Origin of the sequence: Ruegeria sp. ANG-R (assembly GCF_000813985.1) — a bacterium.
Lineage (GTDB): Bacteria > Pseudomonadota > Alphaproteobacteria > Rhodobacterales > Rhodobacteraceae > Ruegeria.
The window spans coordinates 1678924-1704181 of the sequence record NZ_JWLJ01000001.1 but is presented as its reverse complement, the minus strand read 5'-3'; the positions used below and the strand labels follow the sequence as shown (position 1 = coordinate 1704181).

Genomic DNA, 25258 nt, shown 5'->3' with positions numbered 1-25258 from the left:
GTCGCCAAATCGTCGGTATTTTTAAATTAATACAGGTGTTTGTGCCAGTTCTCGGGTGCATCCCAGACCGGGCGGGCTGCCTCGGCACGTGCCTCAGAGCGGGTTATGCCAATGTCTTTAAGTGCACGATCGTCAAGCCGGGCGAGCGTGCGACGTTGCCGTGCGAGGCTAAGCAGGTCAAGCAGCCGTGCGCCAATTGCCTTACGTTTGATGCGTTGAGGGGTTGAGATGGCTATATGGGTCATGATCATTGCCCTTTCATGGTTGCTTGATGAAACGCGATGCTTCAATCAATTTCCTTGATCTATATGGGGCAATCTGACACATTTTGGAAATGAATATTTATGACGCAACTCATAAGGAATATTGAAATGCGAAATCTGGATATCACTACTTTACGATCTTTCGTAGCTGTTGCCGACCACGGCGGCGTGACCCGTGCAGCCGGATTTCTTCATCTCACGCAATCTGCTGTCTCGATGCAACTCAAGCGGCTTGAAGAGCTATTGGGGCTGGAACTTCTGGATCGATCTGGCCGGACCATTGCGCTCACCGCCTCCGGGGAGCAACTGCTTGCCTATGCGCGGAGGATGATCGCGCTGAACGACGAGGTGATTGGCCGGCTGACGGATCAGGCTTACGAGGGCGAGGTGGTGCTGGGTGTGCCGCATGATGTCGTTCACCCGTTCATCCCGCGGGTGTTGAAGCGTTTCAATTCCAGTTTCCCCAGAGTCAGCGTGAATCTCGTTACCTCCAACACGCGTGCATTGAAGGAAGAGTTCGCACGCGGAGGGTTCGATCTGATTGTGACGACGGAATCGGGTGCGGGCGAGGGTGCGGAAACCTTGCATCATATGCCACTTCGCTGGGTGGGCGCGCTGAACGGATCAGCGTGGCGGCAAAAACCGTTGCGCCTGGGGTTCTGCCGCAACTGCATTTTCCGTCCGGTTGCGACTGCCGCGCTGGATGACGCGGGGATCGAATGGGATATGAGCATCGACAGCGATTCCGACCGCACGGTCGAAGCCACTGTCAGCGCCGATTTGGCGGTGGGTGTTTTGCTGGAAGGAACCCAGCCCGGTCATCAGGAGCTGATTGATCATTCTGGTGTCCTTCCGGAATTGCCGGTGCAGTTCATCAACCTCTATGGCGCCGAGCGGGTGCGAGAGGAATATGTGGCTGAGCTTGCCAATCTTCTGCGCCAGAATTTCACCCGTCCGAGTGCACAACCACTTAAAGTGGCGAGTTGACAGTAATCACCACTTTGCCGGTGGATTTGCGGTCGCGCAGTAACTCCAGGCCTTTTGCTGCGGCCTGCAGGGGCAGGACGTGGCTGATGTGAGGTTTGATCCGCCCCTCCGAATGCCAGCGAAACAGAGTGTTGAAACTGTCGCGCACGATCTCGGGCCGGAATTTCAGATAACCGCCGATATAGACGCCGATAACGCTCAGGTTCTTGACCAGAAGATGGTTGGCAGGGATCTGAGGAACTTCCCCTCCGGCAAAGCCGATGGGCAAAATGCGACCCTCGGGATTGGTTGCGCGGAATGCAGCCTTGAAAACGTCGCCGCCAATGGCGTCGTAGACCACGTCAGCTCCGCCGAGCGCGCGTACGCGTGCGCGCAGGTCTTCACCCGCATCAATCAGGTAGTCCGCTCCGGCTTTCTGCGCTGCGGCCAGCTTGTCCCGACCCCGCGCTTGCGCGATGACCCTGGCCCCCATCAGTTTGCCGATCTCAACAGCGGTCAAACCGACACCGCCTGCGGCCCCCGTGACCAGCAATGTCTCGCCTGACTGCAGGCGCGCCCGATGCTCAAGGGCGATGTGGCTGGTGCCATAGGCAATCTGAATCGCGGCGGCGTCTTCAAAGCTCATGGTGTCGGGAAGAGGAATTGCCCGGTCCGCGTCGAAGACACCTGATTCGGCCAGCCCCCCCTGGCCCGAATAAACGGCAACGCGATCACCCGACTTCAGATTCGTGACATTGTTTCCAATTTCAACGACAATACCCGCGATCTCCATGCCCAATGTAAAGGGTGGTTCGGGCGTGTCCTGATAGGTCCCTTTCTGCATTAGAAGGTCCGCAAAGTTCAGACCGCAGGCTCGGATTGAAATGCGGACCTGATTGTCGTTGAGGGGCGCCTCCAGCGTTTCGCGCAACTGCGCAGGTGCCCCTTTGGTTTCGACCCGAAATGCCTGCATCACTGCTCTCCGCTCTTTTTCCGACATAGGCCGCGTGGCGTCCACATTTGTCAATTCCAAACGTAAGCGTCGCTCCGGAGATGGCGGGAAAGAGAAGCGACCTGTTCCCAATTTGGAAACTCTGATGTCCGATTTCGGCGGCACAACCGCAAACCACTGTCGACATTCCTTGATTCAACCGACTTGAAAAAAAAATCTATTGCGGCAATATTACGCTATAGTGCTGTTCGGGGGGCACGACCGGAATTAGGGAGTTCTTAAGCAGCAACCCGCTAGCTTGGCGGAGAGGGCTGCTATCGCCGTTTCCCGAACAGGTGTTTGTGTGTAAAGGAGACTACCAATGACCCATCACGTCGATGTCCATGTGGGCAAACGCGTCCGGCATCGCCGCTGGCTGATTGGCATGACCCAGCAGCAGTTGGCGCAGCAAGTTGGTATCAAGTTTCAGCAGATCCAGAAGTACGAAACGGGTGCCAACCGGATCAGCGCGTCGCGCCTTTGGGACATTGCCGAGGCATTGGATGTTCCAGTCAGCTTCTTTTTCGAGGGTCTGGAAGAAGCCCAGAAGACGGACGCCGACAAGAAATCGGTCCCCGCAGATTTGATGGGCGACAAGGAAGCGCTTGATCTTGTTCGCTCATACTATGCGATTCCGGAAAATCAGCGCCGCCGCCTGTTCGAGCTGGCCCGGGTGCTGAGCGACGTCGCCTGATACAATCACTTGACTTCGCGGGGTGCTGGACGCACGGGTAAGCCATGCAAAACATCCCACGAAGTGATCTTGAGATTGCCGAGGAAATGGCCGACGCAGCGCGGGCGGCCATTCTTCCTTATTTCCGTCAGTCAAACCTGAAAACCGACAATAAACGTCTTTCAGGGTTCGATCCTGTCACCATCGCCGATCGCGAAGCGGAAAAAGCGATGCGTGCGGTGCTGGCAAAGCACCGCCCTGAAGACGGGATTCTGGGTGAGGAATTTGGTCAGAGCGTCGGTACAAGCGGACGGGTCTGGGTCCTGGACCCTATCGACGGCACGCGTGGATTTATCAGCGGCACGCCCACATGGGGCGTGCTGATTGCACTGAGTGATGACACCGGACCGGCACTTGGTGTGATTGATCAGCCATATATCGGTGAACGCTTCATTGGTGACAAGGATCAAGCCATTGTCAAAGGGCCGATGGGTCGGGCAGCGCTTGGAACGCGTGAAACGCGATCTCTGGACCAGGCAATCATCTTCACGACCTTTCCAGAGGTTGGCAGCGAGACCGAGGCCTCCGCATTCAGGGCCGTTTCGCGGAGGGCAAAGCTGACGCGCTACGGAATGGATTGTTATGCTTACGCTTTGCTGGCTGCCGGGCAAATCGATCTGGTGGTTGAGGCAGGCCTGAACGCCTACGACATTCAAGCCCCCATTGCCGTAATCGAAGCCGCCGGAGGCATCGTGACCGATTGGCAGGGTGCCCCGGCACATAACGGCGGTCGCGCGCTCGCGGCGGCCAATGCGGACATTCACGCGGCTGCGCTGGAAATTCTAAAGCAATACTAAAACAAGTTGCCGCAGCCCTGTCGCCGCTTTACATTGAACGCGGCTGGTTCTTGTGCCCGTTTTCCACCAGCCTAACACTCCATGCATGAGACGGGCAGATGCGGGAGTGCCCTAAAATGACAGAATTTCTGATCCGTAACGCCGACATGATCGTGACGATGGATGATGACCGGCAAGAGCTTGCAGGGGCCGACCTGCTGGTTCGCGATGGAAAGATTGCGCAGATCGGCCCGGGTCTGAGTAGTAACGGTGAGGTTCATGATGCCACCGGATGTGTCGTAACACCCGGATTGGTGAACACGCATCACCATCTTTACCAAACTCTTACACGCGCGGTGCCCGGTGGGCAGGACGCGTTGTTGTTTGGGTGGCTGCGGACGCTCTATCCCATCTGGGCGCGCTTTGGGCCCGACGAGATGTTCATCTCTGCTCAGATTGGTTTGGCAGAACTGGCGCTTTCCGGTTGCACACTGAGCTCTGATCACCTCTATCTCTATCCTAACGGTGCTCGGCTGGAAGATACGATCCATGCGGCCGCCGAGTTGGGGTTGCGTTTTCACCCCACACGCGGTGCGATGAGTATCGGTGAAAGCGACGGCGGCTTGCCCCCCGATGCTCTGGTCGAAGCGGAACAAGCGATTCTGGAAGATATGATTCGCGTTGTGGATGCATATCACGACTCATCCGAGGGCTCGATGTGCCGGATTGGTTTGGCGCCCTGCTCCCCGTTTTCAGTCAGTAGAGACCTGATGCGCGACGCCGCGCTTCTGGCGCGCGACAAGGGTGTGATGTTGCATACACATCTGGCGGAAAACGATGAGGATATTGCCTACTCGCAAGACCAGTTCGGATGTCGTCCCGGGCAATATGCCGAGGATCTTGGCTGGACCGGGTCGGATGTCTGGCACGCCCATTGTGTCAAGCTGGATGGGGCCGAGATCGACCTGTTCGCACGCAGCCAAACGGGTGTTGCGCATTGCCCGTGTTCAAATTGCCGGCTTGGGTCCGGCATCGCCCCTATCCGCCGCATGAGGGATCACGGTGTGCCCGTCGGGTTGGGTGTCGATGGCTCGGCCAGCAATGACAGCGGTAACCTGGTGGCCGAGGCGCGCCAGTCCATGCTGTTGCAACGGGTCGCAAACGGTGCTGATGCCATGTCTGCTCGCGAAGCGCTCGAAATTGCCACCCGCGGCGGGGCGGATGTGTTGAACAGGCCGGATTGTGGCCGACTGATGCCCGGAAAACGTGCGGATATCGCGATTTGGGATGTGCGAGGTATCGAAAGCGCCGGCAGTTGGGACCCCGCTGCGCTGCTTCTGGCGGGCCCGACTCGCGTCAGGCACCTGTTCGTCGAAGGGCGCCAGATTGTCCGTGACGGTCAGATCGCCACCATCGACCTGCCGAAAGCTATCGAAACCCAGAACCGGCTCGCCCGGACGTTGGCGGAATAGCGGGTCCGCCCTTCATCTGGCCAAAAATATCCCCGCCGGAGGCATGGGCCAAGGCCCATTCCGATCAGTCAGATACTCTCTGCCCACCGATCCAGACATCCGCAATCGCGCGGTCATCGCCCATCATGATGGTCGGGAATACCGCTTCCCAAAGATCGTCAGAATGCGCTTCGCGCTGGGCGATGGCAGGAGTCGATGCGAGGTCCAGCACCACCAGATCGGCCTCCATACCCACGGTGATATTTCCAATGCGATCATCCATACGCAGGGCACGCGCCGATCCCACCGTCCCGAGCCAAAGCAACTGCGACGGATGTAAGGGATGGCCCCGCAACTGACCGATCTCGTAGGCTGCGGCCATCGTGCGCAGCATCGAGAAGCTCGAGCCGCCGCCGGTGTCGGTGGCAAGGCCAACCCTGTGCCCCTCACGGATCAGACCATTCATGTCGAACAGACCCGACCCTATAAACGTGTTCGACGTGGGGCAGTGGATCAGTCCGGCATCGACCTCGCGCAGGCGGTCACGTTCGCGGGTTTCCAGATGGATCGCGTGGCCATAGAGGCCGTTTCCCCCCAGCAGACCAAATTGCTCATACGTATCCAGATAGTCGCGCGCCTGGGGAAACAGGGACCGGACCCATTCGATTTCGTCGGTCTGTTCACTGAGATGGGTTTGCATCAGACAGTCGGGATGCTCAGCCCAAAGCGCGCCCATCGCCTCTAGCTGTTCCGGAGTTGATGTCGGCGAAAAACGAGGCGTGATGGCGTAGGAAATCCGATCAACCCCGTGCCACTTCTCAAGTAGTGCTTTGGATTGATCGTAGCCGGTTTGCGCAGTATCGCGCAGCCCTTCGGGCGCGTTGCGATCCATACAGGTTTTGCCCGCAACCACCCGTTGCCCGCGCAGCTGTGCGGCAGCAAAGAATGCGTCGACACTTTCCGGATGAATGGTGCAAAAGCTGCACATGGTTGTCGTGCCATGGGATGTTGTCAGTTGCAGATATCGATTGGCGATTTCGGCGGCATAGTCGGGGTCACCGAACTTCATCTCTTCGGGGAATGTGTAACTGTTGAGCCAGTCAATCAGCCGCTTTCCCCAACTCGCGATCATTGCTGTCTGCGGATAGTGGACATGGGGATCGATGAAACCGGCCATGATCAGGTGATCACCGTAATCTCTTACCCCGGCGTCGGGATGCGTGTCAGACAGATTGGATGCCAAACCCATAGCCGCGATGCGTCCATCCTCGATGAGGACCGCTTCGTGCACTTCGGTCGCGTCGGTGGGCTCAGCTTCGAACGGCGATCCGTTGAAGCTTAGTACGCGCCCTTTCAAAAGCGTCTTTTGCGCCATTTGCTGTGTTCTCCGCCTGTTTGGGGCCGCCATCCAGCATAGGGGCGCGAAAGATGTGGGTAAATTGGACCATTGTCATTGTTTTCCGGTAGCTGCTTCTTCTATCTAGGGGCAATCGACGAGACCAAAGGGGCAGCGCATGACGACAGGCAATGACGAAGCCAGACCCGATCTGCCCCGTGAAGAAGATGCCTATGCGCTGGATCGGCGGACTGTTGCGGCAATCCTCTATGCGGTGGATGTCGAAGATCGCGCCAAGCTGATCGAGCTGATGGAGCCGCTGCACGCGGCCGACATTGCCGACCTTCTGGAGCAGATCAACCCATATGACCGATCCCGCCTGATCCGGCTGTATGACAGGGAATTTGACGGGGATATCCTGTCAGAGCTGGATGAATCCGTCCGGGAAGAAGTGATCCAGGTCCTGAAACCGGACATTCTGGCCGAAGCCGTCCGGGATATGGAAAGCGACGATGTCGTTGACCTGTTGGAAGACCTCGAAGAGCCGCAGCAGGAAACTATCCTTGATGCGCTTGAGGATTCCGAACGGATCGCCGCAGAACAAGCGCTGTCCTACCCCGAAAACTCCGCCGGGCGCCTTATGCAGCGCGAAGTTGTCATGGCGCCCGAACACTGGACGGTGGGGCAGGCTATCGATTTCATGCGGGCCAATGACGATCTGCCCGAGCAATTCTACCATGTCATTCTGGTTGATCCGCGATTGAAACCCGTCGCGCAGGTCACGTTGGGCAAGCTGATGGCGACCCGGCGCGAGGTACCGCTGCACGACATCGCCGAAGAGGAGTTTCACGCAATTCCCGTCGATCAGGATGAAGAGGATGTGGCCTATGCATTCAACCAGTACCACCTGATCTCGGCCCCGGTGGTGGATGGCGACGGGCGACTGGTCGGCGTGATCACCATCGACGATGCGATGGTGGTGTTGGACGAAGAATACGAAGAGGACATGTTGCGCCTGGCGGGTGTTTCGAACGAAAGCTCGTTGTCCGATAGCGTAGCAGCGACCAGTAAGCGGCGCCTGCCGTGGCTCGGCGTCAATCTGGTCACCGCAATCTGCGGATCGCTGGTAATCTCGCAGTTTGAGGCCGCGATCGATCAGCTTGTCGCACTAGCGATCCTGATGCCAATCGTCGCCTCGATGGGGGGGAATGCCGGAACCCAATCGCTGACCGTAGCTGTAAGGGCGCTGGCAACGCGCGACCTGACTGGCTCGAACGTGGGGCGTGTGATCCGGCGGGAGTTGCTGGTGGGAATGCTCAACGGGCTGTGTTTCGCCATCATTTTGGGGACTGTGGGGATGATGTGGTTCGATTCTCCGCTGTTGGGCGTCGTGATCGGCTCGGCACTGGTCGTGAACATGATCATCGCGGGGTTTGCGGGTACGGTAGTACCGGTGGTGCTGGATCGTCTGGGCGTTGACCCGGCGCTGGCATCCGGAACTTTCGTGACCACGACGACGGACGTCATGGGGTTCTTCATCTTTCTGGGGCTTGCCAGCGTGGTGCTACTGTGACCGAGACAACTGATCTGACCGAAATCAAGGCTGCAGCCCGCAAGGCAGCTTTTGCACGTCGCAAGGCAGCGTTCAATGCGCGCATTCCAGGGGCGGCAGGGCGCTTGTCTGAAATTCTGGCGGGCCATCGAGGCGTCCCGATGTCCGGTTACATGCCAATCCGCACTGAGATCGATCCGTTGCCCGCGATGGCCGAAGCCGCCGCTTATGGGGCTGTCGGTGTCCCGGTCATTCAAGGCGCCGGGCAGCCCTTGCGCTTTTCGCGTTGGACCCCCGAAGGCGCGTTGAAAGAGGGGCCTTTCGGCGCGAAAGTGCCTGAGGAAGATGATTACTTTGACCCGGAAATCCTGATTGTGCCGCTGGTTGCTTTTGATGTGCAAGGTGGTCGCTTGGGTTATGGCGGTGGCTTTTATGACCGCACGCTTGAAAGGCTGCGCGCCAAACGCCCGACTCTTGCGATTGGCTTCGCCTTTGATGCGCAAGAGGCTGAGCAACTGCCACTGGAGCCCACAGATCAGCCCTTGGATATGGTGATCACCGAAAGCCGGGTGCTGACCTTCTGAACCCGCGCGCACCAGGCAATGGTCCGGTTCTGCCTTGTTATTGCCACTTGCGGCCCTTAGGACCGCATTCATGAAGATTTTGTTTCTTGGTGACGTCATGGGGCGCTCGGGTCGCGCCGCCATTCAGCAGCATCTGCCGCGTCTGCGCGATGAGTGGCGGTTGGATTTCGTCGTGGTCAACGGCGAAAACGCCTCGAACGGGATGGGGTTGAGCGGCGATCACGCCAAGCTGCTTTTGGACGCCGGGGCCGATTGTATCACTTTGGGCGACCATGCCTTCGATCAGAAGGACATGCTGCAGTACATCGAGAAAGAGCCACGCATTGTGCGTCCGGTGAACTTTGCCAAAGGCGCGCCGGGGCGGGGGCACCGGCTGTTCACCGCCCCGGGCGGGCGTAAAGTGCTGGTGGTTCAGGTGTTGGGGCAGGTGTTCATGAAGCGGCCATTCGATGATCCGTTTTCGGCCATTGAACCCATCCTGAAGTCGCACCCGCGCGGAGGGCAGGCGCAGGCGATCGTCGTCGATATGCATTGCGAAGCGACATCCGAGAAGATGGCCATGGGTCACTATTGCGACAAACGCGCCAGCCTCGTGGTGGGCACGCATACCCATGTGCCGACGGCGGATGCTCAGATTTTACCGGGCGGGACGGGATACCTGACCGATGCCGGGATGTGCGGTGACTATGACTCGGTCATCGGCATGGACAAGCAGGAACCGATGCGCAGGTTCATCACCGGGATGCCGAAAGCCCGGTTCACGCCCGCGAATGGTGAGGCGACCCTGAGCGGCATATTCGTCGAAACCGACGACCGGGACGGAAGTGCAAAATCTGTGCAGATGGTTCGCGTTGGCGGACGGTTGCAGCAGGCGACCCCCTGAAACGCACGTCAGACTTGCCCTGAGGTACACAATACGTGAAACTACCTGTCAGGCGCGTGTGCCAGGCCAGGGTTCGGACAGAATACCAAGAATGCAATTCCTTCAACTGACAGAGACGGGCAGCGCGATTCTGGCGCTGATGATCGTTGCGGGCATGTTCATCATGTTCCTGCGCGAGATCTATCCGGCCGAAGTCGTTGCCATAGGCGGTGCGGCCCTGATGCTGGCGACCGGCATTCTGCCCTATCAAAGTGCGCTGGCGGTGCTGTCCAACCCCGCACCATGGACCATCGGGGCGATGTTCATCATCATGGGCGCGCTGGTTCGAACCGGGGCGCTTGATGCGTTCACGTCGGTTGCGCAGAAGCAGGCACAGGTGAACCCACGATTTGCTATCGGGCTGCTGATGGCTTTTGTCGTATTCGCATCGGCGGTGGTGTCGAATACGCCGGTTGTCGTTGTGATGATCCCTGTATTCATCCAGATCGCCCGCACCTTGAATGTTTCGGCGTCGAAGTTGTTGATCCCGCTAAGCTATGCGGCGATCCTTGGGGGAACGCTGACCCTGATCGGCACCTCGACCAACCTGTTGGTCGATGGTGTGGCACGGGCGCAGGGCATGACGGCCTTTACGATTTTCGAGGTCACCCCGCTGGGTATCGCGCTGGTCATCTACGGCATGGTTTACTTGCGCTTCATTGCGCCGCGTCTGCTGCCCGAGCGTGACAGCATGGCTGAGATGCTCAGCGACCGGTCCAAGATGAAGTTCTTTACCGAGGCGGTCATCCCGCCCGATAGCAACCTGATTGATCGTGAAGTGACCGGGGTGCAACTGTTCAAGCGCCCAGGCGTACGCCTGATTGACGTGATCCGGGGCGATGACTCGCTGCGCCGGAACCTCAAGGGTGTAACGCTGAAAGTGGGCGACAGGGTGGTCCTGCGTACCGAGATGACCGAGTTGCTGAGCTTGCAAAGCAACAAAGAACTGAAACGCGTGGATCAGGTCTCGGCTGTTGAGACCAAGACCGTTGAGGTGCTGATCACGCCGGGGTGCCGGATGGTCGGGCGGACCCTGGGCGCGATGCGGTTGCGGAGGCGGTACGGCGTTTACGTGCTGGCTGTCCATCGCCGAAACCAGAATATCGGGCGCCAGCTGGAGGACCTGACAGTACGAGTCGGCGACACGCTGCTGCTGGAAGGGTCTCCGACAGACATCCGAAAGCTGGCCGCCGATATGGATATGGTCGATGTGACGCAACCCTCGGCGCGTGCCTTCCGTCGCAGCCACGCGCCCATTGCCATCGGTTCTCTGGCCGGGATCGTGGCACTGGCAGCGCTGGGCGTCGCACCGATCCTGCTCTTGTCGGTGTTGGCGGTGGCGGTGGTATTGCTAACCCGCTGCATCGACGCGGATGAGGCGTTTTCCTTTGTCGAAGGCCGATTACTGGCGTTGATTTTTTCCATGCTCGCAATTGGTGCCGCGCTCGACAAGTCGGGCGCGGTCACACTGATTGTCGAGGCAGTCGCCCCTGCGTTGGGCATGTTGCCGCCGTTCCTGATCATCTGGGCCGTATACCTGCTGACCTCGGTCCTGACCGAGTTGGTTTCGAACAATGCGGTCGCCGTTGTGGTCACGCCGATCGCGATCTCGCTGGCGCAGGCGGTGGGCATCGATCCACGTCCGCTGGTGGTCGCGGTGATGGTGGCGGCGTCGGCGTCATTCGCGACGCCCATCGGGTACCAGACCAATATGATGGTGTACGGCCCCGGCGGGTACAGGTTCACTGATTTTCTAAAGGTTGGTGTGCCGCTGAACCTGACGGTCGGTTTGTTAGCCTCGCTGCTGATCCCATTCATCTGGCCGCTCTGACACCGGCACGGATTCGCCGACCTGAGCGCACTGCTCTTGTAAATGCCGATCCGGCCACAATCTTTTCGATAAAGATGAATGAGAAAGGATGGGATCATGCCTTTTCCAAGACTCGGACAGGCCATTGTGGCCGGAGCAGTTGTATTGGCCTTATTGGGCAGCCAGAGCCACGCCGGATCGGTAACAGGCACCGCGACCTATCGCGAACGCATTGCCCTGCCGCCGGATGCTACATTGTATGTCGAACTACAGGATATCTCGCGCGCGGATGCCGCCGCCGTGACACTGGCGGCGCAGCGATATGCGTTGAACGGGGTGCCTTCCGAATTTGAGCTGTCATTTGATGACGCCCTGATCCGTGAAGGAATGACCTACGCTGTACAGGGAGCCATCTATCGTGGTGAGGAGCTGCTGTTTACGACAGATACGATTCACCCGGTACTGACCAACGGAGAGGGCAATTCGGCCGACCTCGTGCTGGTACAGGCAGGCGGCCAGAGCGTCGCGTCGCTGGAGGGGACCGAATGGACCGCCATCGGGATTGACGGGGCCGTTCTGGACACGAAACGCCCGCCGCAGCTTTCCTTCGCGCAAGGCGGAGCATTTGGCGGCACGGGTGGCTGTAACCGGTTCTCGGGGCAAGCCGAGATCAAGGGTAACAGCATTGAGTTCCCGGACAACATGGCCGCCACTCTGATGGCGTGCCCGCCAGAATTGGACAAGGTCGAGGACCAGTTTCTTGCCGCCTTGCAGAAGGTGACGACCTATGCGGTTGCCGGGGACAGTCTGGTTCTGCTCGACGCCGCAGGCGAACCGGTTCTGAAATTTGTGCGTGCCCCGTAGTCAGGCCACGGCGCGGGACCGTCCCGCATTGCGGCCCGAGAAGATGCAGCCCCCCAAAAATGTGCCCTCCAGTGCGTTGTAGCCATGGTATCCGCCGCCGCCAAAGCCCGCGACCTCTCCGGCTGCAAACAGGCCGGGGACGACCTGACCATCCTCGCCGACCATCTGGCTGTCGAGATTGGTCTGCAGCCCGCCGAGCGTCTTGCGGGTCAGCACGTGCAGTTTGACTGCAATCAGAGGGCCGTTTGACGGATCGAGGAATTTATGGGGTTTGGCCGTGCGGATCAGCTTGTCGCCGCGGTAATTGCGCGCGGCGAGGATTGCCATCATCTGAGCGTCTTTGGAGAACGGATTATCGACTTGCGAGTCGCGTGCCTCGATCTGTGCACGCAGGTGCGCTTCGTCGATCAGCCCCCCGCCCAACTGGTTCATGCCGCCGACCAGTTCGGTCAGCGTGCGGGCGACAACAAAATCCTCACCCTTCTCCTTAAAGGCTTCGACCGGACCAGTCGCCTTTGAGCCAGAGAGGATTCGCTGTCGAATGACCTCTTTCCAACTGCCCGAGGTGAAATCGGGGTTTTGCTCGGAACCCGACAGGGCAAATTCCTTCTTGATTACTTTCTGGGTCAGAACGAACCAGCTGTACTCATAACCGGTTTTAAGGATCTCGCGTAGCGTACCCAGAGTATCAAAGCCCGGCAGGCAGGGAGGCTGCAGACGATTGCCGCGCGCATCAAACCACATCGAACTGGGGCCGGGCAGGATGCGAATACCATGTGAGGGCCAGATCGGGTCCCAGTTGCGCACGCCTTCGGTGTAGTGCCACATCCGATCCCCGTTGATGACATGCCCGCCCGCCTGTTCGCTGATCGGTATCATACGGCCATCGACGTGAAACGGCACTCCGGCCACCATATCCTTTGGCGGTTCGCCCAATCGGTCGCGGGGCCAATTCTTACGCACCATCTCGAAGTTTCCGCCGATCCCGCCGGAGGTTACGATGACCGAAGGGGCGTAGACCTCGAACTCGCCAACTTCGTCTCGGTTGGTCTTGCCGCCCCTTTGGGCGCCGTCATCAGCCAAAACCTCTCCTGAAACGCCTTTGGCGGCGCCATTTTGCATAATGAGGTGACTGACCTGGTGACGGAACTTCAACTGAATCAATCCGGCGTCGACATGTGCACGAACGCGGCGGATAAAGTGTTCCAGCACGCCCGGACCTGTGCCCCATGTGATGTGAAACCGGGGGACCGAGTTCCCGTGGCCATCCGCAAATGACCCCCCCCGTTCGGCCCAGCCGACCACGGGGAACCACCGCAATCCCATTTCGTGCAGCCACGGGCGCATTTCGCCAGCGGCGAATTCTACGTAGGCTTCGGCCCATTTGCGGGGCCAGATGTCCTCGTCGCGGTCAAACTGGGCGCTTCCCATCCAGTCGCGCAGCGCCAGTTCGTGGCTGTCGCGGATACCCATGCGGCGCTGCTCGGGAGTGTCGACCATGAACAGCCCACCGAGGCTCCAGAATGCCTGCCCACCCAGAAAATGAGCGGGTTCCTGATCCAGCACGATTACACGTTTGCCCCGGTCTCCCAACTCGGCCGCTGCCGTCAAGCCCGCAAGGCCGCCTCCGATTACAATGGCGTCTGCTGTGTTGCTGGTCATCTGGTGTCCTTTCAGCGGCTGCGGAACCAAAGGATGAACGGGGTCACGACCACATACATTGTGATACCATAAACGGCGGCGGGTACGGCAAGCGGGCTGAAGCCCGTTGTGGTGCCAGTAATCAACGCTGCCAGAGTAATCCCCATCGCCGAATTCTGAATGCCAGTTTCGACCGAGATCGTTTTCGCCTCGTCCCACGTTAGATTGGCGACGCGCGCCAGACCAAGGCCGATCAGTAGCAGAGCGATGTTCAATGCGATCAACGCGGTCCCGATCGAGCTTAGGTTTTCAACGAAGAACTGCCAGTTGCCTGCTAGCGCCGCAATGACGATCAGGACGAACAGCACCGAAGCAAGTGTCGAAAGGGGGCTATCGATCCGAATGGCAAAACCCCTTGCAAAGTGGCGTATGCTGACGCCAATTGCGACCGGAAGGGTGGTGATCAGGAACAGTGCGGTGGCCAGGGTGCCGATGGATACTTCGGGGGCGGCCTCACCCATGAAATGATCAATGGACCATGCGGCCAGAATCGGTACCGTCACGATCGACAGCAGGCTGATCACTGCCGTCAGACTGACTGACAGCGCCACATCGCCTTTCGCGAATTTCGCAAGGATGTTGCTGGTTACCCCGCCGGGGCAGAAGCTCAGAAGCATGACGCCAACGGCGATCTCGGCGGGCAGCCCGAACAGTGTGACTGTCAAAAAAGCAGCCAGTGGGATCAGCACAACCTGGCTGACGGCTCCAATCGCGAAAGGGTATCCGCGCGTCAGAACGCGGCGGAAATCGGCCGCCTCAAGCCCGATGCCCAGCGACAGCATGATAATGGCCAGCGAAACGGGCAGGCCGACGTTTATGAGCAGGTCCAAGAACAACTCCTCCCAAAGTCATTCGGGCCAGCCTATGCGAGGGGTCACTGATCAGGCAACAACGCCGTTGGGTCACCCGTATCGCTGTGCAAACCTGCGCAGGATTTCTCCGGGTTGCGTGACGTCGGCGGCGTGGCAGATATCGATCAGGCTTTGCGCATCTTCTGGCGGGAAATAGCCGTGGTCCTTGTAGATGTTGATCCGCTGTTCAAAGTCCTTGGCGTCTGCTTCGGGATGGAACTGCGTGGCATAGACATTTTGCCCCCAGCGGATCATCTGAAACGGGCAGGGGTCCGAGGCGACCAGATGAACGCAGCCTTCCGGCAGCGTCTGCACGGCTTCTTTATGTCCGACAAAAGCCTCGAACTGCGGCTGCAGGTCCGCAGTCAACGGATCGCGTGAGCCGTCCTCGGTCAAACGGCAGTCGGACGGCCCGACCGGTTCGCCAAATTGCCGTTTGCTGACGTCTCCGCCCAGATGTGCTGCGAGAATACCCAACCCGTAGCAGCATCCCATGAACGGGTGATCCTGCGCGGTGACCTGAGGCATCAGCCCCATGATCGCCGCCTCGATCTTTGCGTCCAGCGGAGATTTGGTGGCAGGATCGTCGCTGACGCAGCCTGGACCACCGCCCACGATGACACCTGCGTAATCGGTGACGGCCAACCCATCGGGAAGGTCTTCGCAATCCAGCCGAATGCGATGGGTCTGTTCGGGCGTGAGGCCGGTTTTATCCAGGATCGAGGCATACTCGGCGTCCGAGGCATCGGTTTCCGGGCGCAACTGCAGGATCAGAAATCGTTTCATGCGATGCCTTTACCCGTCAAAGTGGCCAGAACACAAGGATCGCGGGGATAGACACGGCGATGATCAGAACCTCCAGTGGCAGGCCCATTCGCCAGTAGTCTCCGAAGCGATATCCACCGGGGCCAAGGACCAGAGTATTGTTCTTATGCCCAATCGGCGTGAGGAACGCGGCCGACGCCGCAACGGCTACCGTCATTAGAAAGGGATCTGGCGACACCTCAAGCGTGCGCGCCATCTGAATGCCGACAGGGGCGGCGACAATGGCGGTAGCGGTGTTATTCAACACATCCGAAAGGGTCATCGTCACAACCATCAGCACAGTCAGGATCGCCCAAGCGGGCAACCCATTTGTCAGTTGAATAAGCGCGTTGGCTATCAGTTCCGTACCGCCTGAGGTTTCCAGTGCGCTTCCCAGCGGAATCATAGAACCCAGCAGGACCACCACCGGCCATTCGATGTGAGTGTAGATATCCGCAATCGGCATGATCTTGGTCAGCACATAGGCAACGACCACGAGGCCCAATGCGATGGGCAAATAGATCAGCCCGACGCTGGCCGCCAGTACCGCAGCGGCAAAGAGGCCGATGGCCAACCACGCCTTTTCGTTGGCTGTCACGTTCAGGCCGCGTTCGGCCAGCGGCAGGCATCCGAGCCAGTCGGTAACGTCCGGCGACCGGTCGCGCGGGCAGAGCAACAGCAGAATGTCGCCCGGCTCAACCTCGGTCTTGCGGACCTGACTGGTGATGCGGCGACCCTGGCGTGAAATGCCCATCAGAACCGTGCTCTGCCGCCAGGCCAGCCCCAGCGCCTGCGCCGTTCGCCCTGCGATCCGCGCGCTTTCGGGGACGACAACCTCGACCACCTCCAACCCGTCGCCCTCGGCCGTCAGGACCTCTTGCCTGCGGGTGTCCGAAAAATCCAGGTTGAGCGCCGCACGGAATTCATCCAGCGCTTCGGGGCGCGCCTCCAGAACCAGCGCGTCTCCTTCATGCAACGTGGCGTGGGTCGACCGGCCATAGCGTCGTTTGCCGTCCCTGATCAGCCCAATGATGGCGACGTCGGACTTCTCTGCAGCTTCATAGAGTTCACTGACTCGCTTGCCGATATGAGGCGATTCGGGGGGGATCGTCAGTTCAGCAATGTATTCGGCAAGTACTTCGGATGTTTCCTCTTCCACGCCGCGATTAGGGATCAGGCGCCAGCCGATCAATGCGACGAAGGCAAGGCCCGCAATCGCGGCAATCCCGCCCACGGGTGCGAAGTCGAACATATGAAAGGGCTCGCCCAGCGTTTCGGCCCGGATCGAGGCGATGATGATATTGGGAGGCGTGCCGATCAGCGTTGCCATCCCCCCGAGAATGGTCGCGAAGCTCAGCGGCATCAGGCTGAGGCCCACCGAACGCCCGGCCTTGCGCGCGGTCTGAATGTCGACCGGCATCAGCAGGGCCAGCGCCGCCACGTTGTTCATAAATGCTGACAGGATTGCGCCGATCCCGCCCATCAGGGCGATATGTGCGCCCAAACCGCGCGATGCGTCGACAAGGGTTCGCGTGATCATGAACACCGCGCCCGACCGAACCAGACCGGCGGAAACCACAAGCACCAGGGCAACGATTATCGTCGCGGGATGCCCGAACCCGGCAAAGGCATTGTCGACCGGGACAACACCAAGAGTGACCGCGATCATCAGGGCGGTGAAGGCCACAAGGTCATATCGAAACCGCCCCCACAGCAGCATTCCAAAGACCGCAATAAAAAGGGAAAAAAGAATGATCTGATCTGTCGTCATACCGCCACCATAGCCAGCGCCAGCGTTGGGGCAAGTCGATCCCTTGATCCTTGGGGCCGCAAACGTCTATATGAGCGCCGAACACGAAATCACGAATGACGAGGACGCACCATGGCAGGCCACTCCAAATGGGCCAATATCCAGCACCGCAAGGGACGTCAGGACGCCGCGCGGTCCAAACTGTTTTCCAAGCTGTCGAAAGAGATCACCGTCGCCGCCAAGATGGGTGACCCCGATCCCGACAAGAACCCGCGCCTGCGTCTGGCGGTGAAAGAGGCCAAGTCGAACTCGGTCCCAAAGGACGTGATCGACCGCGCGATCAAGAAGTCGCAGGCAGGTGAGGGCGATGACTACGAAGAAATCCGGTACGAGGGCTATGGCCCCAACGGCGTTGCGGTGATTGTCGAGACCATGACGGACAACCGCAACCGAACCGCTTCGACCGTACGTTCGACCTTTTCGAAGAATGGCGGCAATCTGGGTGAGACCGGGTCGGTCGGCTTCATGTTCGAGCGCAAGGGCGAGGTAGTCTATCCGGAAACTGCGGGTGATGCGGACACGATTTTCGAGGCGGCCATCGAAGCAGGTGCCGAAGACGTTGAAAGTTCGGAAGACGGGCACATCATCTGGTGCGCGGACACGGATCTGAATGAGGTTTCGAACGCGCTGGAAGGCACATTGGGCGAGTCGGAATCGACCAAGCTGGTCTGGAAACCCACAACGACCACCGAACTGGGTCTCGAGGACATGCAAAAGCTGATGAAGCTCGTGGATGCATTGGAAGATGACGACGACGTTCAGCGCGTGACCACGAATTTCGAAGCGACAGACGAGGTCATGGCGCAGCTTTGACGCGCCGGACCTTTGGTTGATGTTGAAAACCCGGCCCTGTGGCCGGGTTTTTCTGTCTCAGGCTTACAGCCAAAAGCCGGTTCGACGAAACGGTCCTGTCTTAGCCATAGCACTCAGTTATGGGGGGTGGGGCGCCGAAAGAGATTGATGAGGCGCCGGACCAAGCGGGTCAGGCGGGCGGGATCAAGTGTTCGGCTGCAGCGCGACGGACCGCTTTGGTCAAGGGGGCTAGGGCGGGGGCAAGTACGCGCCCGATTTGCCAGGTCAGTTCTATATCCAGCGGTGCCTCGGGGATAAGTTCGCAAAGTCGTCCGTCTGCAATGGCCTGATGTACAAGGCCTTCCGGGTTCATCCCCCAGCCCATCCCAGCAATCGCCGCATCGACGAAACCGGTGGAAGAGGGCAGGAAATGGATCGGCGGCGAAAGGCGGTTACCTGTTAGGGCCGTGATCCATGTCTTCTGCAGATTGTCCTTGCGGTTAAATGTCAGACAGGGCGCACACGCCAGTGATCTGGCTGAAACACCCTCGGAAAACCACCGCCGCATGAAGGGCGGGCTGGCGGTTGGCAGGTAACGCAGCGTGCCCAGGGTAATTGCGTCACATCCGGTGACGGCCTGACCTCCGACCGTGATTGCCGCGCTGACCTCGCCTCGCCGCAGCCAGTCGGCCGAGTGATCCTGATCGTCGATCACCAGATCGAACAGAACATCGCCAGTCTGAACCATCGCGCCGATGAACCATGTGGCCAGAGTGTCGGCGGGTAGCGCGATGCGCACGCGTGCAGGGCCTTCGCGCTGATCGAGTGTCAGCTCGCGTGCCAGCTTTGCCTCGAGTAAACCGATGTCCTCGGCATGTCGGGCGATCCGCAGGCCCGCAGGTGTTCCGGTGCACGGCGTACCCCGGTGGATCAGGGCAGCGCCCACCCGGTCCTCCAATGCCTTGATCCGCTGCGAAATGGCGGATGGCGTTACGGACAGCTCTGCGGCGGCGGCCTCAAAACTGCCATGACGCAAAATTGCCGCTAGGGCCGATAGATGGTGGGGGTCGAGCAACATTAGTGAATCTTAACTGAGGTAACTAACATTAATTTGATAGGGCTGCGATGGCCATGTAGTCAACGCCCAACGACAGGAGGCCGCATGTTCCCATCAATGATCGCCGGATTTGCTCTAGGCTTCAGCCTTATACTGGCCATTGGTGCTCAGAACGCTTTTGTTCTGCGCCAGGGGCTGCGGCGCGAGCATGTTTTCGCTTTATGCCTGACCTGTGCGGTCTCCGACGCCATACTGATAGGGGCGGGCGTCGCAGGGTTTGGTACGCTGGCCCAGGCGGCGCCGTGGTTTGAAACTGTGATGCGCTATGGTGGCGCAGTGTTTCTGACCTGGTACGCCATGCGTAGTTTCCGGGCCGCCTGGCAGGGCGGTTCAGTGATGGAAGCCGGCGCGGGGCAGCGCACCAGTTTGCGAGCCGCCATGCTGACGGTGTTGGCCTTCACCTGGCTTAACCCCCATGTGTATCTGGATACTGTCGTGTTGATCGGCTCGATCTCGGCCCAATACGCTGATCGTCTGGGGTTCGCGGTCGGCGCGATGACTTCAAGCTTCGTCTTCTTCTTTTCGCTGGGTTATGGGGCCAGAGTTCTGTCGCCGATCTTTGCCCGCCCCCGTGCCTGGCAAATTCTGGACGTGGTGATTGGGGTCGTGATGCTGGCGATCGCGTTGAAACTTGTTGTCATGTGAAGGGTTGTCCCGGGTCGGAATTCGGTGTTCAACCGTCCGTATGACTTCACCCAAAGATCAGCAACGCCCGCTTGTCGGCATGTTCTGGATGTTTGCTGCCGGGCTGTCCTTTGTGGGCATGAATGCGCTGGTCAAGATGTTGGGGACCAGCATGAACCCCATTCAGGCGGCATTTCTGCGTTATGTTTTTGGACTGGTGTTTCTGTTGCCTGCTATGCACGCAATCCTTGAAACACCGCTAACCCGTCGCAATCTGACACTGTTCGGAGTGCGGGGCGTGGTTCACGCCATTGCAGTCATGCTGTGGTTTTATGCGATGACACGCATTCCGCTGGCCGAGGTGACCGCGATGAACTACATGACACCGATCTATGTCACGGCAGGCGCGGCGCTGTTCTTGGGGGAAAAGCTGGCCTTCCGCCGTATCGCTGCTATTGCGGTTGCCGTTATTGGCGTACTTATCATTCTTCGCCCCGGCTTCCGGGACGTGGTGCCGGGTCATCTGGCGATGTTGGGCACGGCGCTGGCACTTGGGGTTTCATATCTGTTGGCCAAGATAATGGTGCGCGACATTCGCCCTGCGGCCGTGGTGGCGCATCTGTCGATCTGGGTCACAATCGCGCTGGTGCCCTTCGCAGTTGCGGTCTGGGAGCCACCGAGCCCGCGCGATCTGGGCGTTTTGTTCGTGATCGCCAGTTTTGCCACGGCCGGTCACTATTTCATGACGCTTGCGTTACAGGCCGCTCCGGTCGCAGTAACTCAACCGGTCACCTTCCTGCAGTTGATCTGGGCCACATTACTTGGCACTATTGTATTTCACGAGCGCGTTGATGTTTGGGTAATTGCCGGAGGCACGCTGATCCTGGCAGCCGTGAGTTTCATCACCTGGCGCGAAGCCGTGCTAAGCCGGGGCGGGGCGCAGCAGCCGACACCACCACAAGGGTCAGAGACACCGCCAGCCACCCGTTGAAACGTTATTGATTGACGAGTCAATAAAAACCGCTTAGCCTCTCATGCACTCAGGTATGGCAGAGGGGCGAAGATGCCAAAACTCGGAATGGAGCCGATCCGGCGCGATGCGATCGTCAAAGCGACGATTGCCGAGCTTGGAGTGCAGAAATCCCTCGATGTAACCGTCAGCCAGATCGCCAAACGCGCGGGAATGTCCAGCGCACTTGCACACCACTATTTCGGCGGCAAAGAGCAGATTTTCCTGGCCGCGATGCGCCGTATCCTATCGGATTTCGGGGCCGAGGCGCGCGTGCAGCTCAGCTCTGCCAAGCCGGATGAGCGGGCACAGGCCATCATCCGCGCCTGTTTCGCGCCGTCATGTTTCACACCGGACGTGATCGCCGCATGGATGACTTTCTATGTGCTGGCGCAAACCAACGATGACGCGCTGAGGCTCTGGCAAATCTATCAGTCCCGCATCCGGTCGAATCTTATCCACGCGCTGCGTCCGCTTATGCGCGACCCGACCAAAGCGGCGGAAGACATGATCGCCCTGATCGATGGGTTGTATATTCACGCTGCTCTGAATGCCCCGCAAGAGCCCCAATTGGCAGTCAATCACGCGCTGCGGGTAATGAGCGTTTTCCTAGAGGCCGAAAAATGACAAAGCCCAACATTCTGATCCTGATGGTGGATCAGCTCAACGGAACCCTCTTTCCCGACGGTCCCGCCGACTGGCTGCACGCGCCAAACCTGAAAAAGCTGGCCGCAAAATCCACGCGGTTTGCCAACGCCTATACGGCGTCGCCGCTTTGTGCGCCGGGACGGGCGAGCTTCATGTCAGGTCAATTGCCGTCGCGCACCGGCGTTTATGACAACGCGGCTGAGTTCAGCAGCGATATTCCAACATACGCCCATCACCTGCGTCGCGCTGGATATTACACCTGCCTGTCCGGTAAGATGCACTTTGTCGGCCCGGACCAGTTGCATGGGTTCGAGGATCGACTGACAACCGATATCTATCCGGCGGATTTCGGCTGGACGCCGGACTATCGTAAACCAGGTGAGCGGATTGACTGGTGGTATCACAACATGGGATCGGTCACCGGCGCAGGTGTCGCCGAGATTTCCAACCAGATGGAGTATGATGACGAGGTTGCCTATAACGCTAAGGCCAAACTCTATGATCTGGCGCGCGGGAAGGATGATCGCCCTTGGTGTGTGACCGTCAGCTTTACTCATCCGCACGACCCCTATGTTGCACGCCGCAAATACTGGGACCTGTATGAGGACTGTGAGCATCTTGAGCCGCAGATCGCGGACCTGGGCTATGACAATCAGGACCCGCATTCCAAACGCATCTTCGATGCGAATGACTGGCGCAGTTTCGACATTACGACTGAGGATATTCGCAAATCCCGCCGTGCCTATTTCGCCAATATCTCTTATCTGGACGACAAGATCGGCGAGATACTGGAGGTGCTGGAAACCACGCGGCAAGAGGCGGTCATTCTCTTCGTGTCCGACCACGGCGATATGCTGGGGGAGCGGGGATTGTGGTTCAAGATGACTTTCTTCGAAGGGTCTTCCCGCGTTCCGCTTATGATTTCCGCGCCCGATCTGCCCGCCGGTCGGATCGACACGCCCGTTTCGACAATTGATGTGACGCCCACCCTTGGCGCTCTTGCGGGCGTCGATATGGCCGAAATTGCTCCGTGGACGGATGGGGAAGATCTTGTGCCTTTGGCAAAAGGCGGGGATCGGACCGCGCCCGTTGCGATGGAATACGCGGCCGAAGCCTCATACGCGCCCTTGGTGTCGCTGCGCTACGGCAAGTGGAAGCTCAACCGCTGTACGCTCGACCCCGATCAGCTGTTTGATCTCGAAAGCGATCCCCACGAGTTGGAAAATCTAGCCGACCGGCCGGAACATGCCGGGACCCTGCAGAGCCTGCGTGCCAAGTCTGAGGCACGCTGGGATCTGGATCGCTTTGATGCGGATGTACGGGCCAGTCAGGCCCGTCGCTGGGTGGTGTACGAGGCCTTGCGGCAGGGCGGCTATTATCCGTGGGACTATCAGCCACTGCAGAAAGCGTCTGAGCGCTATATGCGCAATCACATGGATCTGAATGATGTCGAGGAAAGCCAACGCTTTCCGCGTGGCGAGTAAGCTCTCACCTTTTTTGAAAATACACCCGCCGGAAGCGACAAGATTTTTCGTCGAAAAATCTTCTCCCGCGCGGAAATGGAGACACGAATATGGAAGCAGATTTTGTCATCGTAGGCGCGGGGTCCGCGGGATGTGCGATGGCGTATCGTCTGAGCGAGGCCGGGGCCTCGGTTCTGGTGATCGAACATGGCGGCACCGATGCCGGACCATTTATCCAGATGCCCGCCGCGCTTAGCTATCCCATGAACATGTCAAGGTATGACTGGGGCTATAGGTCCGAGCCCGAGCCGCATCTGAATAACCGTCGTCTGGCTTGTCCGCGGGGTAAGGTGATCGGCGGATCGTCCTCGATCAACGGGATGGTCTATGTGCGCGGCCATGCGCGGGATTTTGACACTTGGGCGGATATGGGTGCGGATGGGTGGTCCTATGCGGATGTACTGCCCTACTACAAGCGTATGGAAACCTGGCATGATGGTGGTCATGGTGGCGATCGCACGTGGCGGGGCACTGACGGACCGCTGCATGTGTCTCGCGGACCTCGCGAAAACCCACTGTTTAAAGCCTTTGTCGATGCCGGTCAGCAGGCCGGGTATGAGGTCACCGGAGACTATAACGGGGAAAAGCAAGAGGGCTTTGGCCCGATGGAGCAGACCGTCTGGAAAGGACGGCGCTGGTCAGCGGCGAACGCTTATCTGAAGCCTGTTCTCAAACGCGATAACTGCGAAATTGTCCGGGGTCTTGCGGCGCGCGTGGTCATGGAAGACGGTCGCGCAACCGGGGTTGAATTGATCCGGGGCGGCAAACGGGAGGTGATCCGCGCACGGCGTGAGGTGGTATTGGCGGCTTCGTCCATCAACTCACCGAAGCTGTTGATGCTGTCGGGTATCGGGCCTGCGGCACATCTGGCCGAACATGGGGTCGACGTGGTTGTGGACCGGCCCGGCGTCGGTGCCAATCTGCAGGACCACCTTGAGCTCTATATTCAGCAGGCTTCATTGCAGCCGATCACCCTGTACAAGCATTGGAATCTGTTCAGTAAAGGCATGATTGGGGCGCAGTGGCTGTTCACCAAGACCGGCCTCGGCGCGTCGAATCAGTTCGAAAGTGCGGCATTCGTTCGTTCGAAGCCGGGTGTGGAATATCCTGATATCCAGTACCATTTTCTGCCGATGGCCGTGAGATATGATGGGCAGGCAGCGGCGGAGGGGCATGGGTTCCAGGCACATGTTGGGCCGATGAGATCGCCGTCACGCGGTGCGGTGACCCTGCGTTCCGCCAAAGCCGAGGATGCGCCGGTGATCCGGTTCAACTACATGAGCCATGATAAGGATTGGGAAGACTTCCGAACCTGCATTCGTCTGACCAGGGAAATCTTCGGGCAGGAGGCGTTCAAACCTTTTGCGGGTAAAGAGATACAGCCGGGGGCGGACGTTCAATCGGACGAAGACCTGAACGCTTTCATCGCTGAGCATGCCGAAAGCGCGTATCACCCTTGCGGGACCTGCCGAATGGGCCGTGCGGATGACAAAAATGCAGTCGTCGATCCGCTGGGGCGTGTGATCGGGGTAGATGGGCTGCGCGTCGCTGACAGCTCGATCTTTCCGCAGATCACAAATGGCAATCTGAATGCGCCGTCGATCATGGTCGGTGAGAAGATGTCGGATCATCTGCTCGAGAAGGAACCGCTGCCCAAGGCCAATGACCGGCCGTGGATCAGCCCGAGATGGGCGACGGCGCAGCGTTGATCTATTTCGCCGCGCACGGTGCAGCCCTCTGAAACCTGTGGATATTCGTGCGGAACTTGATCGGCGTCAAAGCGGAGTGAGACAGTCATGTTTAGCCTTGGGATGTAACGCAGAAACAAGGAGCCAACAGGATGTCCCACACCCCGCATGAACTGGCTGAAGAGTTCCCCGACAAGCTCGACGTGATGAGCCAGCTCAAGCAAACGGATGCGCATTTCGCCCGGCTTGCGGATGAGTATCATGAGGTCAACCGCGTCGTGCATCGGGCCGAGACGAATGTCGAACCGATGGAAGAACTGGCTGAGGTCGAACTGCGTAAGAAACGCGCGGCACTCAAGGATGAGATCTGGGCGATCTTGTCGAAACGCTGAGAGTAAGACGGGGGCTCTGCCCCCGTGCCCCCGGAGTATTTTTGGCCAGAT

General features: G+C 59.1%; 24 protein-coding genes. 16 read left to right on the top strand and 8 right to left on the bottom strand.

The window, feature by feature from the left end:
- Positions 1 to 26: 26 nt before the first annotated feature.
- The gene (locus RA27_RS08490) at positions 27 to 245 is read right to left on the bottom strand and encodes a DUF1127 domain-containing protein (protein WP_039537234.1); all 219 of its coding nucleotides are present in this window, start codon (positions 243 to 245) and stop codon (positions 27 to 29) included.
- A gap of 126 nt (positions 246 to 371) precedes the next feature.
- Between RA27_RS08490 and RA27_RS08485 the strand changes: the two genes are divergently transcribed.
- Complete coding sequence (locus tag RA27_RS08485) at positions 372 to 1250, top strand: LysR family transcriptional regulator (protein WP_039537231.1); 879 nt, start codon at positions 372 to 374, stop codon at positions 1248 to 1250.
- On the opposite strand, the gene RA27_RS08480 is transcribed toward RA27_RS08485, so the two are convergent.
- Positions 1234 to 2202: an NADPH:quinone oxidoreductase family protein gene (locus RA27_RS08480; RefSeq protein WP_039536638.1), complete on the bottom strand. Its 969-nt coding sequence runs from the start codon at positions 2200 to 2202 to the stop codon at positions 1234 to 1236. The two genes, RA27_RS08485 and RA27_RS08480, sit on opposite strands and share 17 nt — an antisense overlap.
- 340 nt (positions 2203 to 2542) lie before the next feature.
- Here RA27_RS08480 and RA27_RS08475 point away from each other — a divergent pair, with 340 nt between their 5' ends.
- The 3 genes from RA27_RS08475 (at position 2543) to RA27_RS08465 (ending at position 5201) form a co-directional block, all read left to right on the top strand.
- The gene (locus RA27_RS08475; protein ID WP_039536637.1) at positions 2543 to 2914 is read left to right on the top strand and encodes a helix-turn-helix transcriptional regulator; all 372 of its coding nucleotides are present in this window, start codon (positions 2543 to 2545) and stop codon (positions 2912 to 2914) included.
- A gap of 44 nt (positions 2915 to 2958) precedes the next feature.
- Positions 2959 to 3750 carry a histidinol-phosphatase gene (gene hisN, locus RA27_RS08470; protein WP_082025042.1) on the top strand — a complete coding sequence of 264 codons (792 nt, stop codon included), beginning with the start codon at positions 2959 to 2961 and terminating at the stop codon, positions 3748 to 3750.
- A 116-nt stretch (positions 3751 to 3866) separates the two neighbouring features.
- The gene (locus RA27_RS08465; RefSeq protein WP_039536635.1) at positions 3867 to 5201 is read left to right on the top strand and encodes an 8-oxoguanine deaminase; all 1335 of its coding nucleotides are present in this window, start codon (positions 3867 to 3869) and stop codon (positions 5199 to 5201) included.
- 64 nt (positions 5202 to 5265) lie between these two features.
- Here the strand turns inward: RA27_RS08465 and guaD are convergent, their stop codons facing one another.
- Positions 5266 to 6555 carry a guanine deaminase gene (guaD, locus tag RA27_RS08460; RefSeq protein WP_039536634.1) on the bottom strand — a complete coding sequence of 430 codons (1290 nt, stop codon included), beginning with the start codon at positions 6553 to 6555 and terminating at the stop codon, positions 5266 to 5268.
- Positions 6556 to 6694: 139 nt separating this feature from the next.
- Here guaD and mgtE point away from each other — a divergent pair, with 139 nt between their 5' ends.
- From mgtE to RA27_RS08435, 5 genes are all read left to right on the top strand, one after another.
- Complete coding sequence (gene mgtE / locus RA27_RS08455) at positions 6695 to 8089, top strand: magnesium transporter (RefSeq protein WP_039536632.1); 1395 nt, start codon at positions 6695 to 6697, stop codon at positions 8087 to 8089.
- Positions 8086 to 8652 carry a 5-formyltetrahydrofolate cyclo-ligase gene (locus RA27_RS08450; RefSeq protein WP_039536631.1) on the top strand — a complete coding sequence of 189 codons (567 nt, stop codon included), beginning with the start codon at positions 8086 to 8088 and terminating at the stop codon, positions 8650 to 8652. The genes mgtE and RA27_RS08450 overlap by 4 nt, the downstream gene beginning before the upstream one ends.
- Positions 8653 to 8722: 70 nt before the next feature.
- Positions 8723 to 9535, top strand: coding sequence for a TIGR00282 family metallophosphoesterase (locus tag RA27_RS08445; RefSeq protein ID WP_039536629.1), 813 nt, complete (start codon positions 8723 to 8725; stop codon positions 9533 to 9535).
- A gap of 91 nt (positions 9536 to 9626) precedes the next feature.
- Positions 9627 to 11405 carry an SLC13 family permease gene (locus RA27_RS08440; protein ID WP_039536627.1) on the top strand — a complete coding sequence of 593 codons (1779 nt, stop codon included), beginning with the start codon at positions 9627 to 9629 and terminating at the stop codon, positions 11403 to 11405.
- 96 nt (positions 11406 to 11501) lie between these two features.
- Positions 11502 to 12248, top strand: a complete 747-nt coding sequence (locus RA27_RS08435; RefSeq protein ID WP_039536625.1) for a YbaY family lipoprotein — start codon at positions 11502 to 11504, stop codon at positions 12246 to 12248.
- Here RA27_RS08435 and RA27_RS08430 read toward each other — a convergent pair whose 3' ends face one another.
- From RA27_RS08430 to RA27_RS08415, 4 genes are all read right to left on the bottom strand, one after another.
- Positions 12249 to 13910: an FAD-binding dehydrogenase gene (locus tag RA27_RS08430; protein ID WP_039536624.1), complete on the bottom strand. Its 1662-nt coding sequence runs from the start codon at positions 13908 to 13910 to the stop codon at positions 12249 to 12251.
- Positions 13911 to 13921: 11 nt separating this feature from the next.
- On the bottom strand, positions 13922 to 14779 hold the full coding sequence (locus tag RA27_RS08425) for a bile acid:sodium symporter family protein (RefSeq protein WP_039537224.1): 858 nt from the start codon (positions 14777 to 14779) through the stop codon (positions 13922 to 13924).
- A 72-nt stretch (positions 14780 to 14851) separates the two neighbouring features.
- Positions 14852 to 15586 carry a glutamine amidotransferase gene (locus RA27_RS08420; RefSeq protein WP_039536622.1) on the bottom strand — a complete coding sequence of 245 codons (735 nt, stop codon included), beginning with the start codon at positions 15584 to 15586 and terminating at the stop codon, positions 14852 to 14854.
- A gap of 16 nt (positions 15587 to 15602) precedes the next feature.
- On the bottom strand, positions 15603 to 17375 hold the full coding sequence (locus tag RA27_RS08415) for an SLC13 family permease (RefSeq protein ID WP_039536621.1): 1773 nt from the start codon (positions 17373 to 17375) through the stop codon (positions 15603 to 15605).
- A gap of 111 nt (positions 17376 to 17486) precedes the next feature.
- Between RA27_RS08415 and RA27_RS08410 the strand changes: the two genes are divergently transcribed.
- Positions 17487 to 18227 (top strand): YebC/PmpR family DNA-binding transcriptional regulator, encoded by a 741-nt coding sequence (locus tag RA27_RS08410; RefSeq protein WP_039536620.1) that lies wholly within the window; start codon positions 17487 to 17489, stop codon positions 18225 to 18227.
- 169 nt (positions 18228 to 18396) lie between these two features.
- Here the strand turns inward: RA27_RS08410 and RA27_RS08405 are convergent, their stop codons facing one another.
- Positions 18397 to 19284, bottom strand: a complete 888-nt coding sequence (locus tag RA27_RS08405; protein ID WP_039536618.1) for a LysR family transcriptional regulator ArgP — start codon at positions 19282 to 19284, stop codon at positions 18397 to 18399.
- 84 nt (positions 19285 to 19368) lie between these two features.
- Here RA27_RS08405 and RA27_RS08400 point away from each other — a divergent pair, with 84 nt between their 5' ends.
- From RA27_RS08400 to RA27_RS08375, 6 genes are all read left to right on the top strand, one after another.
- The gene (locus RA27_RS08400; RefSeq protein WP_039536617.1) at positions 19369 to 19968 is read left to right on the top strand and encodes a LysE/ArgO family amino acid transporter; all 600 of its coding nucleotides are present in this window, start codon (positions 19369 to 19371) and stop codon (positions 19966 to 19968) included.
- A 40-nt stretch (positions 19969 to 20008) separates the two neighbouring features.
- Complete coding sequence (locus RA27_RS08395) at positions 20009 to 20938, top strand: DMT family transporter (protein WP_039536615.1); 930 nt, start codon at positions 20009 to 20011, stop codon at positions 20936 to 20938.
- 72 nt (positions 20939 to 21010) lie between these two features.
- Positions 21011 to 21583 (top strand): transcriptional regulator BetI, encoded by a 573-nt coding sequence (betI, locus tag RA27_RS08390; RefSeq protein WP_039536614.1) that lies wholly within the window; start codon positions 21011 to 21013, stop codon positions 21581 to 21583.
- On the top strand, positions 21580 to 23088 hold the full coding sequence (betC, locus tag RA27_RS08385; RefSeq protein ID WP_039536613.1) for a choline-sulfatase: 1509 nt from the start codon (positions 21580 to 21582) through the stop codon (positions 23086 to 23088). The genes betI and betC overlap by 4 nt, the downstream gene beginning before the upstream one ends.
- An 89-nt stretch (positions 23089 to 23177) precedes the next feature.
- Positions 23178 to 24836, top strand: a complete 1659-nt coding sequence (betA, locus tag RA27_RS08380) for a choline dehydrogenase (protein WP_039536611.1) — start codon at positions 23178 to 23180, stop codon at positions 24834 to 24836.
- A 131-nt stretch (positions 24837 to 24967) separates the two neighbouring features.
- Entirely contained in the window at positions 24968 to 25207 is a 240-nt protein-coding gene (locus tag RA27_RS08375) for a YdcH family protein (protein WP_039536610.1), read from the top strand.
- The last annotated feature ends 51 nt before the right edge of the window (positions 25208 to 25258 follow it).